Source organism: Bacillus sp. JAS24-2 (assembly GCF_008274905.1).
GTDB classification, from domain to species: domain Bacteria; phylum Bacillota; class Bacilli; order Bacillales; family Bacillaceae_G; genus Bacillus_A; species Bacillus_A cereus.
The window spans coordinates 4,526,030-4,542,912 of record NZ_CP031068.1 but is presented as its reverse complement, the minus strand read 5'-3'; the positions used below and the strand labels follow the sequence as shown (position 1 = coordinate 4,542,912).

The following is a 16,883-nucleotide window of genomic DNA, read 5'->3' as shown; positions in this document are numbered from 1 at the left end:
ATTTACTGGTTTTTGTTCATTATCTCAACACACGAACTACAATAAATTTGTCCTTCTAATTCAATATACTTTTTCATATTCGTCATGCCATTCGCCGGAAAGGGCATATGAATCCACGCTTTTTCATACGTTTGTATTTCTGTTTTACATGATTTACAAAAGATTGATTTCTTTTTGAACATATGTGATCAACCTTTCATTTGACGTGCTTTACTTGCGCAAAAGGCACTACTTAGTAAAAATAGTGTCGCGAATATAATGCTTACTAATGTAGCGTATGGAATTGCGCCTTTTAAGGAAAAGCCGACAGTGATTGAAGCGATGAATAAGAGGATAAATGTTGTTGTTAATTTTTTATAAAGTTCCATACAATGTAGACCTCCAATTTATTTTTTAGTACAAGTTTTAAAATTGAATTCTATTATGTAGAAAATATAAAGAGTAGCTAAAGATGTGTAGTCTAGGAGTATAAGAAAGTACACTTTCCTTTTTGTGGGTTAGTATACTTATATTGTATCATGGCGCATGATTGGCTTCATACATAATTGTGTAAAGGTATGTATGATAAAATGAAGAAAAGTCTTTAAGAAAGGAAAGATAAAAAATGAGTGTAACTGAACATAAAAAACAAGCTCCAAAAGAAGTGCGTTGCAAGATTGTTACAATTTCCGATACACGTACGGAAGAAACAGATAAGAGCGGACAACTATTACATGAATTGTTAAAAGAAGCGGGACATAAAGTAACTTCTTATGAAATTGTAAAAGATGATAAAGAAAGTATTCAGCAAGCGGTGTTAGCTGGTTATCATAAGGAAGATGTAGATGTTGTATTAACAAATGGCGGTACTGGTATTACGAAACGCGATGTCACAATTGAAGCAGTATCAGCGTTATTAGATAAAGAAATTGTTGGATTTGGTGAGCTGTTCCGTATGATTAGTTATTTAGAAGATATCGGAAGCAGCGCAATGTTAAGTAGAGCGATTGGTGGTACAATTGGGCGCAAAGTAGTCTTCTCGATGCCAGGGTCTAGCGGAGCGGTTCGACTTGCGATGAATAAATTAATTTTACCGGAATTAGGCCATATTACATTTGAGCTGCATCGCCAATGAGTAAGTATGCTGGAATTGTATTAGCGGGCGGTATGTCGAGTAGATTTGGTGAGCCGAAGGCGTTAGCAATTTGGAAGGGAACTACTTTTGTTGAGCATATTGTGAAAGTGATGGGAACTACTTTGCAAGACATTGTAGTAATTAGCCATACTGATATAAAAGAGCGAGTAGAGCAATTCGTACAAGTTCCTGTTATAGAAGACATTCCGCACTATAAAGGAAATGGACCGCTTGCGGGCATTGTATCAGGTATGGAATACATAGAAGCAGATTGGTACGCTATTATGCCTTGCGATGCACCAAACGTTTCGCATCAATGGTTTGCCATTTTACTAGAGCAAACGAGCAATGAATATGATGCGGTTGTACCTATTATTAATGGAAGAAAACAACCGCTACTTGCGGCGTATCATAACCGCGTGAAAGAAAAGATTTATGCTTTACTTCAGGAAGAAAAAAGAAGTATGGGCCAGCTTTTATCACTATGTAATGTGAAGTATGTTTCTGGAGAAGATGTACAAGCGAATGCGGATTGGTTTATAAATGTAAATACGAAAGAAGAATATGTGCAGGCTCAAAAAGACCTTTCAAATGAATGAAAGGTTTTTTGATATACAGAATTGGGGAACAATTACTGTATAAAGGTATGTGAGTAAGTTGATTTTAAGGGGAATTCTTAAAATCATTATACAGTTTAAAATACTGTATAACCATATATTAATTTTTATGGGTTTTTATTACAAGTCTGTTTAGTTATGTTTATTTTTGATATAATTAATATAGAAATAAAACAATGTTTAACCTTATGTATCATTTATTAAACTAAAATTTATGACCATGTAATAAACTCCCTTCGTTTTTTTGAAGGGAGTTTTTCTATTTAAGCAAGCAACTCTGATGCGTTATGCTGCAGGACTTCTTCATAATGGTTAAGCAAACCGCGAAAGATCTCATCCCAGCTCTTTGATTTCGCAAAAGATGAAGCTGATATTCCCATCTGCTCAAGTTTTTCTTCATTTTGTAATAAAAAATAAATGGATGATAGAAATGCATCTTCATTTTTAGGCGGACAAAGAACTCCCGTTTTTCCATCTGTAATAATATTTTTAACCCCGCCACTATTTGCACCAATGACAGGTGTACCGCATGCGAGTGATTCAAGTACGACATTTCCGAATGTTTCAGTAGCTGATGGAAACACCATTATGTTAGAACAAGCATATGCTTCAGCTAAATCTGTACTTTGTAAATAGCCAGTAAAAGTGATATTTGTTTTCGGAACAGCTTCACGTAAACTTGTTGCTAGAGGACCGTCTCCTGCGATGAGCCAATGAATATCGTTTCGAGTATGTGCTGTTTTAACGATAAGGTATTGCAGTGTATCAATATCTTTTTCAGGAGCAATTCGTCCAACATAGGAAAGGACATACTTCGCTGTAATATTATATTTTTTTCGGAATAGGTCTGTATTGTAAGCAGGATGAAAGAGTGTGCAATCTACACCACGTCCCCATATAGAGAGGGTCTGAAAGCCTTTGTTTTTTAATTGATGTAATGTTTCAAAGGAAGGTACAAAATTTTTTTGCATATGACTATGAAACCATTTTAAATAGTTCCACAGCATATTGGAGAGGAATTCGATTTTGTAATAACGTAAATAGGCATCGAAATCAGTATGATAAGAACCGACAACTGGGATGTTTAACTTTTTTGCATAATACAATCCACAAAGTCCCATGTTGAAAGGTGTGGCAATGTGAATAATGTCAGGTTTAAAGGAAAGTAGTTCCCGTTTAATGCGCGGAGTAGGAAAAGAAAAACGACATTCTGGATATAATATTGTTAACGGGATACTTCTCATCTTATTCACATTCGCTACAAAATTATCTTCAGCTGTATGCTGAGGGGCGAAAACAGAATAGGCGATCTGTTCTTTCTGAAAATATTGTGTTAATCGCTCTAACGTTTTCGCAACCCCGTTAACTTGTGGCGTAAAAGTATCGGTAAAAATGGCGACTCTCATCATATCACTCCTTTATGTGAAAAGTGGGATGAATTGATAAAAAGAGATGATGCCAGAACAAGTGCCAAGGCACATACCGACGAATACATCTGACGGATAGTGAAGTCCTAAATAAATACGTGAAATACCGACGCATAACGCTAACGGTAATAGGAAAGCAAGTAAGCTTGGATTATAGCAAATAAATGGAATGAAGACAGAGAAAACGGCTGTTGTATGACCAGACGGGAAAGAGTGGTCTTTTAATGGATGGACTGGATATTTTGCATCCTGAATTGTTAAATAAGGACGTTTTCGCGGATACCACCTTTTTAATATTTGCACAGGAATATGGCTAATTGCTAACGAAATAGCAGTTGCAATTGCAGCTTGATGCAAAGTTCCCTTTGCGAAAATTAAAAAGAAAAGTGTGAGTCCGATGGAGAAAGTCGCGCCACCGATATGAGTAATATTGCTGAAAAAGATATTTAATGTTTTTTGATCAAAGTAGCGGTTAATTCCTCTGAAAATGTAACATTCTATTTTATATAATCCACTGACCTTCATGAAAATTCTCCTCCCTCATCTACATATATATGGAGATATTAGCTTTTATTTTAATAAGATTTTGTTGAGGGAGTAATAATGTTTTGTAAAGAAAAAGTTAGATTTTATATAAAAAAAGCTGCCAATCTTATGGCAGCGGAAATTTACTTCTGTAATGATTTATAATATTGACCTTTTTCAACGTATTGCGTGCGAATACGCTCCATATCTTTACGGTCTTCTTCTGTTAATTCACGAATGACTTTCGCGGGACGACCGAAAGCTAACGTGTTCGGCGGAATTTTCTTTCCTTGTGAAACGAGGCTTCCAGCGCCGATAAAAGCTCCTTCGCCAATTTCAGCACCATCTAATATAATAGATCCCATTCCAATTAAAGCATCTTTCTTAATATGGCAACTATGTAAAATGACTTGATGCCCAATTGTTACGTCGTTTTCTAAAATAAGAGGATACTGCGGGCTTTGGTGAAGTGTACATTGGTCTTGTACATTTACTCGGTCTCCAATGATTGTCGGTGACACATCACCACGGATGACTGTATTAAACCAAATACTTGATTCCTCGCCAACGGAAACATCGCCTGTAATCGTAACATAGTCAGCGATAAAAGCACTACTCGCAATTTTCGGTTTTTTTTCTTTGTAAGGATATATCATGTAAAGTCTTCCTTTCCTAGAGACTAGTTTTAGTGTATCAAATTATGAGAAAGAGTGAAATGGAGGAGAGCCGTATGTGGAATTATGAAGCGGAGGAAGCAAAGGCGGTCATTGTTATTGTGCACGGCGCAATGGAATATCACGGACGTTACGAAGCCGTTGCGGAAATGTGGAATCATATCGGCTACCACGTCGTGATGGGGGATCTTCCGTCACATGGAACGACTTCAAGAAATAGAGGACATATTGATTCATTTGATGAATACATAGAGGAAGTTAAATTATGGGTGAAAGAAGCAAGAAAGTATAGGTTACCTATTTTTCTATTCGGTCATAGTATGGGTGGTCTTATTGTCATTCGTATGATGCAAGAAACGAAGAGAGAAGATGTAGAGGGTATTATTTTGAGTTCGCCTTGTTTAGGGGTAGTGACTGGACCCTCTGCTCCGCTTCAATTTGCTTCAAGAATATTAAATGTTGTGGCTCCAAAATTGCAATTTGCAACGAATCTTACGGTGGAAATGTCAACACGTAACCATGAAGTGAGAGATGCAATGGAGAATGATTCTTTGTTCTTGCGCAAAGTATCAGTACGTTGGTATAGTGAATTGATTAAGTCTATCGAAATTGCTCATAAAAAAATAGATGATTTTCCAGATGTTCCGCTCTTGCTAATGCAAGCTTGTGAGGATAAACTTGTAGATAAAACACGTGTCCGCACTTGGTTTGATAATGTTAAAATAAGTGATAAGGCTTTTAAAGAATGGCCGAATTGTTATCACGAGCTATTAAATGAGTATGAGCGTGATGAAATTTTGAGTTATATTCAGTCATTTACTGAAATGCATGTCAATAATATAGTAAAAACAAACAAATAAATAAATCATTATTTGTACATTTAATAGAGGAGATGAAGGAAGAAGTGAACGTACCGAGTAATCCCATAACGCTCATGGCGAAAGTATACCGTGATGTGTTTCCGGTTGTACACCATGAGCTAGCGATGTGGAAAGAGCGTGCCTACCATATTCCGAATGATGAGCTTCATAGTCAGGCAATCGCAAGTATTGAGCATAAAACGTTTCATTGTGAGGGCGGTGGCATTTTAGCTCTGCTAGCAAATGAACACCGAGAAGAATGTATTCGTTTTATCGTAGCGTATCAAACGATCAGCGACTATTTAGATAATTTATGTGATCGCAGTACATCACTTGATCCAAATGATTTTGCCGCACTGCATGAATCGATGTTAATGGCATTATCACCTGAAGTAGAAGGTGGCGGTAATTATTATCGTTATCGTGATGATCAAGATGATGGTGGTTATTTAGATGAACTTGTTGAAACATGCCAAGATGTTTTAAAGAAAACGAAGCACTATGACAAAATTGCTCCTGTTCTTCATGAACTTGCTTGTTATTATTGTGATTTGCAAATTCATAAACACGTGAAATTAGAAGAAAGAGAGCCGCGACTGAAAAATTGGTTTGAAGCACATAAAGAAAACTTACCAGAGATGAGTTGGTTTGAATTTTCAGCATGTGCCGGTTCTACACTTGGAATTTTCTGTCTTGTCGCATATGCCTTTCATGATGAATTACATGATGAAGATATTGCGAAAATTAGACAAGGATACTTCCCTTACGTACAAGGACTTCATATTTTGCTTGATTATTTCATTGATCAAGAAGAAGACCGTATAGGCGGAGATTTGAATTTCTGTAGTTATTACGAAAACGAGCAAGCGATATTAGATCGGATGAAACACTTTGTAGAAGAAGCAGAGAAGAGCATTGGTGATTTGCCTCATGCGAAGTTTCATCGTCTCATAAGCCGAGGGTTACTTGGTATTTATTTATCAGATCAAAAAGTATCAGCACAAAAGAATATGCACAAAATGGCACGGCGCATTGTAAAGTACGGAGGCCTCACTTCACGATTCTTCTATTGGAACGGGAAGATGTACCGAAAGAAAACAGCGCAGTGATGAAGAAAACCACTCATGTAGAGTGGTTTTCTTTTCATTATGATTGTATTTTTGAAAATACATATATAAGAAGTTCAATCGCAAAAATCACTAATACAGATAATCCAAATAAAGGCATGACAGCGCCCAGTATAACCATCATGATAAAGAAAACGAATATACTGTTCTTATCTCTTTGTTTTGGAGGTGCTGCTAATTTTCCTTTCGGCTTTCTTGCTAACCACATTTTTACTCCGTAATAAATAAGAAGTAGTAGAGATAATGTTGTTAGTAAGCATAATATTTTATTTGGCCATCCAAATAAATGTCCTTCATGAAGCGGGATGCCGTAAGTGAACCATTGTGCAAGTAATCCATAATCACGATAGTCCGTTTTGGAAATAAGCTTTCCGCTATATTGATCAAAGTAAGCTGTTATCTCTTCATTTGGTGCAACATGCATACCTGTAATACCAGAACCGCTCGATTTCGAAACAGTGAATACACCTTTCGGATCAGCTGGTAGTGAGATAACGTATGGCTTCTTTATTTCAATTCCTTTTTGTAATTCATCGACAGAAATAGCTTTCGGTTCATTTGAATCCGATTCAGGAGGAGCTTCTTTTCTTGTTGCCCATGGCAATTCTTTTACCTTTGATTCAGGCGGCGCCATATACAATTTCGGATATCCGAGCGATTCATTCGACGACGCAATTTTATAAATTTGGTTACCCATAAATCCTGACCATGGCAATCCAGATGCGACTAGCAGAACGAGTGGAATTGTAAATATAATACCGATAATAGAATGACGTCGTTTTGCTTTTTCTCGCTTATTGGATACTGGTGTGTTTTTGAACTGTCGTATACTCATATACAAACCAGTTACAATTAAAAAGATTGTCCAGCACGCCGCAAGTTCTACAGTATAGTTGATGACAGTGCCACCAACTAAAAGAGAACTATGTAATTCCCGCATTATATTGGCAAACGTTTCACTTGCGTTTTGATCTCCGACAATTTGATTATTGCTATCTAAATATACATACTTTTGTTGCCCTGTATATTCATTTGTAATCGTAAGTCTTGTATTATAATCCCCATTAAACTCACTAATTTTCGCCACACTATAATGTGGATATTTTTTCTCGGTTAAGGAAATAGAATCAGACATCGAAATAGACTCTGTTTGGGCGCTCTTCCCAAAATATAAATCTTTATAGATGAAATCTTCAACTTCCTCCCGAAATAAATACCCAATTCCGCTCAGTGACAAAGTAATAAGAAGCGGCGTAATAAAAAGCCCAGCATAAAAATGCCAACGCCAAAAAATGTAATGAAGCGAACGATTTACTTTCATACTCTTAGTTCCCCTAACCTTCCCTATATGAATAACTACTTATTTAATATAGCGAGATTAAGTGTGATTACTTTGAAAGAATTGTGAAGAAAGTTAAAAGTTTGTGGGATTTTTATTAAACATAAAACACATTTTAGAAGGAGTGTTTTCTATGTTTATGAAGATCTCTTTATATTTGATAAGTACATCCTAACAACCGCTTTCGCAAGACATTGAGAGGAATCAACAAAATCCTCACTCGCCACCACATTCAAATCGGTACATGCGATAATTACCGTATCAACTTCCTCTCTCAATTGTAAAACGAGCGCATTCCACAATTCGCGAGCTTCTTCAATCTCTCCAGATTTAATGCAAGTAATAATTTGATTAATGCTTTCCTGCCATTTTTCATGATGAATGTATTCTATATTACGCTTTGTAATCCCATCTTGGTAAATCCTAGATTGAACAGTTGCTTCTGTTGCGAGAAGAGCGACTCTTTTTATATTTTCAGGAATTGCTTGTAACGTTTCATCGACTATATTTAAAATCGGGATAGAAAGAGAACGCTGTAATTCTTCAAAATAAAGATGCGCCGTATTGCACGGCATAGCGATAAAGCTTGCGCCAGTACTTTCAAGTTTTTGTGCTCCTTCAATAATCGCTTTTTTCATCGCTTCGTGATCAATAGGGCGATCCATGTAAAACGGTGTTGGGCATGAATAAATCATCATATGAGGAAAGTCCATATCATGCTTTGCTCCGTATATTGTTTGACACCCTGCTACAACTGTATCGACGAATGGTCCAGTTGATTTTGGACCCATTCCTGCTAGTATTCCGATCATTGTGTCGTCTCCTTTAATATGTAATTAAAAACGTTTTTTGCGAACGATAAAAAGAAATAAGGTAAATAATAAAAATGAATATACGATAGCCCAAGCTGTGAGCCATAGTGTGTGAGTCAGTATATTATATTTGTATTGGCCAAGCATTAGAAAGCTTTCGACAGGTGGTAAAAACCATAATAACTCTTTTTTAAACCGGATAGATGCGATCGTTATAAGCAATATAAAGGTAAGGCTAAGCCAAGCAGTGCCTGTTTTTTGAATCATATTTCTAGTAAATAATGTTGCGATTGAAATTCCTAGTATAGAGAAAGACATGTGAGAGAGAAATCCGACTAGAAATAAAGAAACTGTCATTTTTTCATTAAACATTTGCAAAATAATTGGATAGATTACGGATATAAAAGATAATACAGTACAAATGAGAAGAGCTGTAATATATTTACCAACATATAATGCGGAAATATTATTTGTGTGAGAAATAGTAATTTGTTCTTGTACAGGGTCTTCAGTATGAAAAATTGTGACCGTAATCCAGGCAGATAATAAATAAAGCGCGAGAGCTGTTTCTAAATATGTCGGTACAATAGGAGTCGGTTTATATGTATATACAAAAAGCAAGCTCACAAAGTACATCGCAATAGGAGGGACATACTTATACGATTTTGTATAGTCGAGAAAATGGTAACGAATAAGCGCAAACATAATAAACCTTCTTTCGATTTAAAAGTTAGGTTGTAGCAGTGTGATAGATGCTTTTTTATGTAATAAAAACTGAAGTATTTCGTTTGTATATTCTTTTTCGATTTGTAATTGAATAAGATTTTGATTTGCATTGTGTGCAACGTGTATAAAACCGGATTGCTTTTGTAGTTCTATTGCTGAAAATGTGTCGTGAACGATTGCCTCAATATAGACCTGTTCCGCTACTTTTTGTGCAGAGGTATTTTCTGCAATTGTATGATTTGCTAACTTCACAATTCTATCGGCGAAGTTTTCTAATAGTTGTTTTTCGTGACATGTGAAGAGTATAGATATACCTTGTTGTTTTAATGAGAGTAAAATATGTTCTAATTCTTGCTGAGAGTTAGGATCGAGCCCAGAAAGCGGTTCATCTAAAATTAATAAATGGACGTCCGTAAGTAATGCTTGCATAATACCTGTTTTTTGTTTCATACCTTTTGAAAAGTTTCGTACAACGGAATGTCTTGCATGATGTAAGTGAAAAGTCTCAAGGAGCATCGGAATTTTATTTCTTAAATATGTTGTTGATAAGCCGTGAATGCAGCCGAGATGAAATAAATAATCCGCTAATGTAAAACGAATTCCTTCAGGAAAATGTTCAGGTACATAACCAATTTGTATATGTTCTTTTCTTTTGAGTGTCCCTGCCGTAGGTGAAATAAATCCTGCAATTATTTTGAGCAGAGTACTTTTTCCAGTCCCGTTCCCGCCGATAATAGCGAGCGCTTCTCCTTCTGGAATGGATAAATCAATGTTGTCTAGTATAAGTGATTTGCTATACTTCTTTTGAATTCCCCTTAGTTCTACTAGCAAAGTTCTATCCTTCTTTCTTTAAATAGTGTATATATCCATTATATAGGAGAATAACAAAAAGACGTGCAATGAGTGCACGTCTTTTTTTGTTATGTTTTGTCGAATCGTCGATATATCCGAGAAATCGTTGATATATTGTAAGTTATGATAGATATATCGAAAAAATCGTTTATATATCCCGAGTTACGATAGATATAATTGAAAAATCGTTGATATATTACCCCGCATTAACGGGCAGTAAAACTCCCACCTTAAAATTCGCCTGGAGCAAAGATGTTAGGTGGGAGATAAACTGCCCATAAATGCCCGATTGGTTCAACTAATAATCAGTGGGGATTCCCCCCACTGATTAAAGTTTCACTTTATCGTTTCTCAATCGCCACAATAAATGGCGGATTATTTTGCTGGTTAATGAAGCCATATCGCAGTACGTGAGCTTGTTTTTGGTCTAGTTCTTCTGCAAATTTGAGAACAGCGTCGCGTTCTACTTGTCCTTCTGGGTGTCCGTGGTAAATGACGAGGACGATGATACCTTCAGGCGCCATTACTTCTAATAATTGCTCGATCGCCGAGATTGTTGAGTTTGGTTTTGTAACGATATGCTTGTCACCGCCAGGAAGGTAACCTAAGTTGAAGATAGCGCCTGTTACTTTTCCTTTTGCGTCTTCTGGTAGTACGGATAGAAGTGTATCGTGACTATCGTGAACTAAAACAGTACGTTCAAAAAGTTCTTTTTCTTTTAGACGAGTTGTTGAGCTTTCAATCGCTTCTTTTTGAATATCAAATCCAAATACTTTTCCGCTATCCCCAACAATTTCAGCTAGGAAGCAAGTGTCATGACCATTTCCAAGTGTTGCATCTACAGCGTAGTCGCCTTCTTTAACAGCCGTTTGCAGCAGTGTGCGAGCAAACGGTAATACACGTTCTAATTTCATTGTTGTTTCTCCTCATTTGCATATTTTCCTTGCCAGCTTCCGCGGCGTACAAATTCTGCATCGATGGAATTTAATACTTCCCATTTATTTAAGCTCCACATTGGACCAATCATTAAATCAGGTGGGCCGTCACCTGTGATACGGTGCACAATTACGTCTTCTGGAATAATTTCAAGTTGGTCAACAACAAGACTTACGTAATCCTCAAGAGAAAGGAATTCGAGTTGTCCTTTTTCATATTGCTTCACCATTGGCGTTCCTTTTAATAAGTGAAGTAAGTGGATTTTAATTCCTTGTACATCAAGTTTCGCTACTTCACGAGCTGTTTCCATCATCATGTCGTAATCTTCAAGTGGAAGACCGTTAATAATATGAGAGCAAACTCTAATGCCGTGCTTACGTAATTTATTTACGCCTTCCACGTAAGACGGATAATCGTGAGCGCGATTAATAAGGTTTGCAGTGCGTTCATGAACGGTTTGTAGTCCAAGTTCAACCCAAAGATACGTACGTTTATTTAAGTCCGCTAAATATTCAACGACATCGTCTGGTAAACAATCTGGACGAGTTGCGATAGAAAGACCGACAACATCTTTTTCTGCTAGAAGCGGTTCGAATTTTTCTTTTAACACTTCAAGTGGTGCGTGTGTATTTGTGTACGCTTGGAAATAAGCGATACATTTTCCATCTTTCCACTTTGAGCGCATTTTTTCTTTCATTTCATGATATTGTGTTATAACATCATCGCGGCGATCACCAGCGAAGTCGCCAGATCCGGCAGCGCTGCAAAATGTACAACCACCGTAAGCAACTGTACCATCACGGTTCGGACAATCGAAGCCAGCATCTAATGAAACTTTAAAGATTTTTTCACCAAATTCATTTCGTAAATGGTAATTCCATGTATGATAACGTTTATTGTCGTTTGTATATGGAAAAGGGTTTTGAACCTTCATTATTTTCCCTCCTAAGCCGAGTCAAAATGAAACAAAATCCATTATAACATACTCATAAGGTAGAGATGGAAGGGACACACTAAAGGGGAATTGAAGCAAGGAGGGACAATTATGGCAGAGCGTCAATCACTTGAATCGTATATTACACAAGCGGAACAAGCGGTGGAATATGCAAAAGAACAATTAGAACAAGGCATGAGACAAGAGCATTACAATACGATGGAGTATTCAGATGCACAGTTACAATTAGAACAAGCGTATAACGATTTACAAACGATGCAACAACATGCGAATGATGAGCAACGTGAGCAATTAAATAGAGCACGTATGGCAATTCGCCAATTGCAACATCAAATGATTATTACACCGCACTAATAAGGAGTGAATGTAATGGCGAAACGTTCAGATCAAAATAACCCAGAGCAAAAAACACAAAATGGACATAACGCTGAGTTTTCGAATGAACTTGATCCCATTGTTCAAGTAAAACAGCGTAATAGTAAAAAAGGACAACCTCAAAAATCAAAACAATCAGAGTAAACCAGGTCGAAATATGACCTGGTTTTATTTTGCTATATGACAATAGTGTAAGATTTCTGTAAGGTTTGCCGATAGTTGTAATTGTCCTTTTCCAGTAGAGTAAGGGAGGATTAAATTTTGGACAAGGAGCTGCTTTATGGGGAACAATATTACAAACAAACGAATTGATGAGTTAGATTACATTCGTGGCTTCGCATTACTGGGGATTATTTTAGTAAATATTTTAGCACTACTTAATATTAAAACTCCAGATCCTAATACAGTAGATGCTAGCTATCAAAGGTTTCTATACTTATTTGTAGAAGGTCGTTTCTTCTCGATTTTCTCATTCTTATTTGGAGTGGGATTCTATATCTTCATTACAAGAGCGATTGCGAAAGGGAAAAATGGATATGTTCTATTTTTCCGCCGCGTAGTTGCATTATTTATTTTTGGTTTGATTCATTACATGTTTCAGCCTGGAGAAGCGTTAACGTTATATGCAATTTGCGGATTAATCGTTTTACCGTTTTATAAAGCGAAAAAACAAGCGAACTTAGTAATTGGTCTTATTTTGACAATAGCCTTTAGTGTAATGGGTGTTAAAGAACTATTACCACTTGGTTTAATTTTATTAGGTCTTGCTGCAGGACAATATCGTGTATTTGAAAATCTTTCAAAAAACATAAAGCAAGTCGCTATTTTTACAGGCATTATGTTTGTTTTAAGTGTGGCAGCTGTATGGTATCAATATGGACACGTGCCTGCTGGCCCATTTGTAAATATGATATTGATGAATGAAGATGGAACAATGGATGCTGCAAGCCAGTTTCTAAAAATTGGTATTACTGTTGGACCAATTATTTCAGCTTTCTATGTAGGAGCATTAATTTTATTACTTCAGTTAAAACCAGTTCAAACATTATTAGCACCATTGAAATACTACGGTCGTATGGCTTTAACAAATTATATCGGACAAACGGCAATGATTTTAATTGCTGGTAGTGTATTTAACTTTGCAGGTAACTTAACATACATGCAGACGCTATATGTATGTATCGCAATTTATGCAATTCAAATTGTGTTTAGTGTAATTTGGATGAAAATCTTTAAAATGGGTCCATTAGAATGGGTTTGGCGTGTTATTACGTACTGGACGGTAACACCTTTAAAGAAATAAAGTGAAACTTTAATCAGTGGGCTGTTCCTTTCGCGGAACAGCCTATTTTTATTGTCATCTTTTGTCGATAAGTCGATATATTTTGGTAATCGCTGATAAAAGTGTAAGAATCGCCGATATATTTGAAAAATCGCTGATAAAAGTGTAAGAACCGCTGATATATTTTAACAATCGCCGATATAATTTCATTTATCGATTTACTATGTCGAAATGCGAACTAGTATGAAAAGCCAAACTTACACGCCCACCTTCTTTATATTACAAAAGTGTAAGGTAATTGTAATGTTAACAAATAGCAGTTCACTTCTAAAAAGCGCAAAATAGGTAATGGAAAAACAAGCGTAGGAGGATATATATGACGAAACCAGTTGTAGACGTGAAAAACGTTCAAAAAGTGTACGGTAAAAAAGGTGAGAACCAATCACACGCGTTAAAGGGTGTTTCATTCTCAATTCAAGAGGGTGAGTTTGTTGGAATTATGGGACCATCTGGTTCTGGTAAAACGACATTATTAAATGTAATTTCAACGTTAGATAAGGCAACGGGCGGCGTTGTTGAAATTGCGGGAACGGATATTACAAAAATGAAGCAAGGTGAGCTTTCAGATTTCCGTTCGCAAAAATTAGGATTTATCTTCCAAGATTTTAACTTATTAGAGAACTTATCTATTTATGAAAACATTGCACTTCCACTTTCTCTTCAAGGTGTCGCATCACGTAACATTGGACCAAAAGTCGAGAAAGTAGCGGATATGTTAGGAATTACAGAAATACTTCAAAAGTACCCATCTGAAGTATCTGGTGGGCAAAAGCAACGTTCGGCAGCAGCGCGTGCACTTGTGCATGAGCCGGCAATTATTTTAGGGGACGAGCCAACAGGAGCGCTTGATTCTAAAAATGCAACGAGTTTACTTGATGCGATGACAAACTTAAATAAAGATCAAGGCGTATCGATTATGATGGTTACGCATGATCCATATAGTGCCAGTTACTGTCAGCGTATTTTATTCATTCAAGATGGTGAGCTATATAAAGAAATTCATCGCGGTGGTACGCGTGAAGAGTTCTACAAAGAAATTTTAGATGTACTTGCAGATTTAGGTACACAAAAGGCGTAAGAAAGGAGGTTCCAGTATGTTATTTAAACTTTCCATGTCGGGGCTGAAAAGTAAGCTGAAAGATTATATCGTCTTACTTGTCGGTCTTGTCATGTCGATTTCAATTTTTTACATGTTCCAAACGTTAGCACTGAATAAAGCATTTTTAGAATCTAATTCAGTGATTAAATCTATTGGATTCGTATTCCAAGCAGGATCATTTTTATTAGCAATTATAACGTTCTTCTACATTTTATATGCAAACTCTTTCTTATTATCTCTTCGTCAAAAAGAGTTCGGTATGTATATGATGTTAGGTGCGAAAAAACATAAAGTTACATTACTTATGTTTATTGAAACAATCGTATTAGGTGCTGCGTCTCTTGCAATCGGGATTGCAGTTGGAGTAGGACTTGCAGAAGGTATTGGACAGTTATTAATGAAACAGCTTGAATTTGCTGGTGAAGGGTATAAAGCATTTTATCTACCATCTATGACTGTTACTTGCATCTTCTTCTTTGCACTATTTGTATTATCAGCAATTATGAACAGTATTAAATTGTCACGTATTTCTGTATTGCAACTAGTACATGCAGATGCACAAACAGAGCGTGTTGCAGTAAAAGGTAAAAAGACAGTTGTAGTGGCATTCCTTGCTGTTATTTTATTAGGTATAGGTTATGCATCTATGATCTATATGGAAAAACTAAAAGAGATGGGAATCCTTATTGCATTAATTACAACGACAGCTGGTACTTACATGCTATTTGGCTCACTTCTTCCAGTCATTATTAAAAAGTTAAAAAGTAATAAAAAGCGTAGTGAAAAAGGACTTAATGCTTTTACATTTGCACAATTAAACTTCCGAATTAATAGTTTAACGAAAGTACTTGCAACAGTGGCAATGTTAGTTGCGCTTGGAGCTGGTGCAATTTCGGGCGGTATGGCGTTCAAAAATAACGTTATAAAAATGGTAGATGGTTTAGTAATATATGATTCAGTAGTTCATAATCCAACAGCTGAAGAAAAGAAAGTTTTAGATGGTATTACATTTAAAGAGAAAAGCGAATATCGTTACAAAGTTGATGATAAATACGTTTACTATGTAAAAGAAGATTTAGAGAAAAATCGTCCTTTCGTAAAAGATATGGCAAAGATGAAGTCTATGAAGGATTTAGTAAATACGAAAAAAGTTTCAGAGGAACTACCGGTAGGTGCAGTTTCTAGAGAGATGAATCAAAAAGATGCGAACACTAAAGAACTTTCAGCGGAATGGACAGATGCTTTTAGTACAATCCATCCATATTATTTATACAATGATCATGCAATTAAAATTGTAGATCAAAAAATGTACGATGGGATAAATGGTAAAGAAGGTATAGCATTTATCGGAAAAACAGATGATTTTTTAACATATAAAAAAGAATGGAAAAAACTTGACGAGTTGCAGCTAGATAAATATAAAAATGTAAAAGTTGAACAAATGGATAGTAAATATCAAGCTTATAGTGGGTTCTATGGCATTGCGAGTGGAACAGTATTTATGGGATTCTTCCTTGGAATTGCGTTCTTAGCAATGATGGCAAGCTGCCTTATGTTTAAAATTCTTTCTGGTGCATCAAAAGATATTACGCGTTATCAAATGCTTCGTAAAATCGGTGTGCGCCGTGAGTTACTAACGAAATCGATTTATAAAGAGCTATTCTTAGTATTCTTATTCCCAGCAATTGTGGGTATCGCTCACGTATTAGTTGGTATGAATATTTTCGGATTTATTTTAATCGATCCGTACTTCCGTATTTGGGTACCAATTGTAATTTTCGTAGTTATTTATGCGATTTATTACTTCATTACAGTTCAATTGTATAAAGGAATTGTTCTTCCGAAAGAAGATTAATAATAAAAACCGAGCAAAAACGCTCGGTTTTTATTATTTTCAGAAAAAACACTTTAATGTTACTGAAATGTATAATATAATGCAAGTAAGTAACGTAATATAAAAGTAGAAGTAGCTGTATAAGGAAAGGAGGAATCCAATCTGTAGAAAGAAGCTGAACTTTTATCCCCACATTTTTTTACCGCAACGTATTTATACAATCGTAAGTTTCCACATTGAAAGTTTTCAGAACCACCTGAGTATATTGT

At 36.0% G+C, this 16,883-nt stretch carries 20 protein-coding genes; 9 read left to right on the top strand and 11 right to left on the bottom strand.

Going from position 1 to position 16,883, the window contains the following annotated elements:
- Window positions 1-2: 2 nt before the first annotated feature.
- Window positions 3-182 carry a hypothetical protein gene (locus DN407_RS32260; protein ID WP_000473617.1) on the bottom strand — a complete coding sequence of 60 codons (180 nt, stop codon included), beginning with the start codon at window positions 180-182 and terminating at the stop codon, window positions 3-5.
- Window positions 183-188: 6 nt separating this feature from the next.
- The gene (locus DN407_RS23590) at window positions 189-368 is read right to left on the bottom strand and encodes a hypothetical protein (protein WP_000424800.1); all 180 of its coding nucleotides are present in this window, start codon (window positions 366-368) and stop codon (window positions 189-191) included.
- Window positions 369-604: 236 nt separating this feature from the next.
- Here DN407_RS23590 and DN407_RS23585 point away from each other — a divergent pair, with 236 nt between their 5' ends.
- Both DN407_RS23585 and DN407_RS23580 read left to right on the top strand, forming a co-directional pair.
- Entirely contained in the window at window positions 605-1,114 is a 510-nt protein-coding gene (locus DN407_RS23585; protein WP_000117124.1) for a MogA/MoaB family molybdenum cofactor biosynthesis protein, read from the top strand.
- Complete coding sequence (locus tag DN407_RS23580; protein ID WP_097995475.1) at window positions 1,111-1,713, top strand: molybdenum cofactor guanylyltransferase; 603 nt, start codon at window positions 1,111-1,113, stop codon at window positions 1,711-1,713. The genes DN407_RS23585 and DN407_RS23580 overlap by 4 nt, the downstream gene beginning before the upstream one ends.
- A 281-nt stretch (window positions 1,714-1,994) precedes the next feature.
- Here the strand turns inward: DN407_RS23580 and DN407_RS23575 are convergent, their stop codons facing one another.
- From DN407_RS23575 to DN407_RS23565, 3 genes are all read right to left on the bottom strand, one after another.
- On the bottom strand, window positions 1,995-3,137 hold the full coding sequence (locus tag DN407_RS23575; RefSeq protein ID WP_001261606.1) for a glycosyltransferase family 4 protein: 1,143 nt from the start codon (window positions 3,135-3,137) through the stop codon (window positions 1,995-1,997).
- 12 nt (window positions 3,138-3,149) lie between these two features.
- A complete protein-coding gene (locus DN407_RS23570; protein ID WP_000868595.1) occupies window positions 3,150-3,683 on the bottom strand; it encodes a phosphatase PAP2 family protein in 534 nt (177 codons plus the stop codon).
- A gap of 143 nt (window positions 3,684-3,826) precedes the next feature.
- A complete protein-coding gene (locus DN407_RS23565; RefSeq protein WP_000640186.1) occupies window positions 3,827-4,339 on the bottom strand; it encodes a gamma carbonic anhydrase in 513 nt (170 codons plus the stop codon).
- Between the two features lie 74 nt (window positions 4,340-4,413).
- Between DN407_RS23565 and DN407_RS23560 the strand changes: the two genes are divergently transcribed.
- A complete protein-coding gene (locus DN407_RS23560) occupies window positions 4,414-5,217 on the top strand; it encodes an alpha/beta hydrolase (protein WP_000267424.1) in 804 nt (267 codons plus the stop codon).
- Window positions 5,218-5,261: 44 nt separating this feature from the next.
- On the top strand, window positions 5,262-6,326 hold the full coding sequence (locus DN407_RS23555) for a tetraprenyl-beta-curcumene synthase family protein (RefSeq protein ID WP_001102461.1): 1,065 nt from the start codon (window positions 5,262-5,264) through the stop codon (window positions 6,324-6,326).
- Between the two features lie 37 nt (window positions 6,327-6,363).
- Here the strand turns inward: DN407_RS23555 and DN407_RS23550 are convergent, their stop codons facing one another.
- From DN407_RS23550 to mnmL, 6 genes are all read right to left on the bottom strand, one after another.
- Window positions 6,364-7,665: a PepSY-associated TM helix domain-containing protein gene (locus DN407_RS23550; RefSeq protein ID WP_061654613.1), complete on the bottom strand. Its 1,302-nt coding sequence runs from the start codon at window positions 7,663-7,665 to the stop codon at window positions 6,364-6,366.
- Window positions 7,666-7,820: 155 nt separating this feature from the next.
- Entirely contained in the window at window positions 7,821-8,495 is a 675-nt protein-coding gene (locus DN407_RS23540) for an aspartate/glutamate racemase family protein (protein ID WP_061654612.1), read from the bottom strand.
- Between the two features lie 24 nt (window positions 8,496-8,519).
- Window positions 8,520-9,200, bottom strand: a complete 681-nt coding sequence (locus DN407_RS23535; RefSeq protein WP_000457775.1) for a hypothetical protein — start codon at window positions 9,198-9,200, stop codon at window positions 8,520-8,522.
- Between the two features lie 18 nt (window positions 9,201-9,218).
- Entirely contained in the window at window positions 9,219-10,052 is an 834-nt protein-coding gene (locus DN407_RS23530) for an ABC transporter ATP-binding protein (protein WP_149216667.1), read from the bottom strand.
- 362 nt (window positions 10,053-10,414) lie between these two features.
- On the bottom strand, window positions 10,415-10,987 hold the full coding sequence (mnmM, locus tag DN407_RS23520) for a tRNA 5-(aminomethyl)-2-thiouridylate-methyltransferase MnmM (protein WP_000764497.1): 573 nt from the start codon (window positions 10,985-10,987) through the stop codon (window positions 10,415-10,417).
- The gene (mnmL, locus tag DN407_RS23515; RefSeq protein ID WP_000868034.1) at window positions 10,984-11,943 is read right to left on the bottom strand and encodes a tRNA modification radical SAM protein MnmL/YtqA; all 960 of its coding nucleotides are present in this window, start codon (window positions 11,941-11,943) and stop codon (window positions 10,984-10,986) included. Before mnmL ends, mnmM begins: the two co-directional genes overlap by 4 nt.
- Before the next feature lie 111 nt (window positions 11,944-12,054).
- Between mnmL and DN407_RS23510 the strand changes: the two genes are divergently transcribed.
- The 5 genes from DN407_RS23510 to DN407_RS23490 all read left to right on the top strand — a co-directional run bounded on the left by DN407_RS23510 (window position 12,055) and on the right by DN407_RS23490 (window position 16,635).
- Complete coding sequence (locus DN407_RS23510; RefSeq protein ID WP_000840871.1) at window positions 12,055-12,318, top strand: YtzC family protein; 264 nt, start codon at window positions 12,055-12,057, stop codon at window positions 12,316-12,318.
- 15 nt (window positions 12,319-12,333) lie between these two features.
- Window positions 12,334-12,483 (top strand): hypothetical protein, encoded by a 150-nt coding sequence (locus DN407_RS23505; protein WP_001129340.1) that lies wholly within the window; start codon window positions 12,334-12,336, stop codon window positions 12,481-12,483.
- Between the two features lie 136 nt (window positions 12,484-12,619).
- The gene (locus DN407_RS23500) at window positions 12,620-13,642 is read left to right on the top strand and encodes a DUF418 domain-containing protein (RefSeq protein WP_000527734.1); all 1,023 of its coding nucleotides are present in this window, start codon (window positions 12,620-12,622) and stop codon (window positions 13,640-13,642) included.
- 355 nt (window positions 13,643-13,997) lie between these two features.
- Entirely contained in the window at window positions 13,998-14,759 is a 762-nt protein-coding gene (locus tag DN407_RS23495; protein ID WP_000165837.1) for an ABC transporter ATP-binding protein, read from the top strand.
- A 16-nt stretch (window positions 14,760-14,775) separates the two neighbouring features.
- Window positions 14,776-16,635 (top strand): FtsX-like permease family protein, encoded by a 1,860-nt coding sequence (locus tag DN407_RS23490; RefSeq protein WP_000897803.1) that lies wholly within the window; start codon window positions 14,776-14,778, stop codon window positions 16,633-16,635.
- The last annotated feature ends 248 nt before the right edge of the window (window positions 16,636-16,883 follow it).

Bases quoted from the DNA above. Each gene is read 5' to 3' on its own strand.
- DN407_RS32260 (WP_000473617.1), bottom strand. From the start codon at position 182: ATGTTCAAAAAGAAATCAATCTTTTGTAAATCATGTAAAACAGAAATA.
- DN407_RS23590 (WP_000424800.1), bottom strand. From the start codon at position 368: ATGGAACTTTATAAAAAATTAACAACAACATTTATCCTCTTATTCATC.
- DN407_RS23585 (WP_000117124.1), top strand. From the start codon at position 605: ATGAGTGTAACTGAACATAAAAAACAAGCTCCAAAAGAAGTGCGTTGC.
- DN407_RS23580 (WP_097995475.1), top strand. From the start codon at position 1,111: ATGAGTAAGTATGCTGGAATTGTATTAGCGGGCGGTATGTCGAGTAGA.
- DN407_RS23575 (WP_001261606.1), bottom strand. From the start codon at position 3,137: ATGAGAGTCGCCATTTTTACCGATACTTTTACGCCACAAGTTAACGGG.
- DN407_RS23570 (WP_000868595.1), bottom strand. From the start codon at position 3,683: ATGAAGGTCAGTGGATTATATAAAATAGAATGTTACATTTTCAGAGGA.
- DN407_RS23565 (WP_000640186.1), bottom strand. From the start codon at position 4,339: ATGATATATCCTTACAAAGAAAAAAAACCGAAAATTGCGAGTAGTGCT.
- DN407_RS23560 (WP_000267424.1), top strand. From the start codon at position 4,414: ATGTGGAATTATGAAGCGGAGGAAGCAAAGGCGGTCATTGTTATTGTG.
- DN407_RS23550 (WP_061654613.1), bottom strand. From the start codon at position 7,665: ATGAAAGTAAATCGTTCGCTTCATTACATTTTTTGGCGTTGGCATTTT.
- DN407_RS23540 (WP_061654612.1), bottom strand. From the start codon at position 8,495: ATGATCGGAATACTAGCAGGAATGGGTCCAAAATCAACTGGACCATTC.
- DN407_RS23535 (WP_000457775.1), bottom strand. From the start codon at position 9,200: ATGTTTGCGCTTATTCGTTACCATTTTCTCGACTATACAAAATCGTAT.
- mnmM (WP_000764497.1), bottom strand. From the start codon at position 10,987: ATGAAATTAGAACGTGTATTACCGTTTGCTCGCACACTGCTGCAAACG.
- mnmL (WP_000868034.1), bottom strand. From the start codon at position 11,943: ATGAAGGTTCAAAACCCTTTTCCATATACAAACGACAATAAACGTTAT.
- DN407_RS23510 (WP_000840871.1), top strand. From the start codon at position 12,055: ATGGCAGAGCGTCAATCACTTGAATCGTATATTACACAAGCGGAACAA.
- DN407_RS23505 (WP_001129340.1), top strand. From the start codon at position 12,334: ATGGCGAAACGTTCAGATCAAAATAACCCAGAGCAAAAAACACAAAAT.
- DN407_RS23500 (WP_000527734.1), top strand. From the start codon at position 12,620: ATGGGGAACAATATTACAAACAAACGAATTGATGAGTTAGATTACATT.
- DN407_RS23495 (WP_000165837.1), top strand. From the start codon at position 13,998: ATGACGAAACCAGTTGTAGACGTGAAAAACGTTCAAAAAGTGTACGGT.
- DN407_RS23490 (WP_000897803.1), top strand. From the start codon at position 14,776: ATGTTATTTAAACTTTCCATGTCGGGGCTGAAAAGTAAGCTGAAAGAT.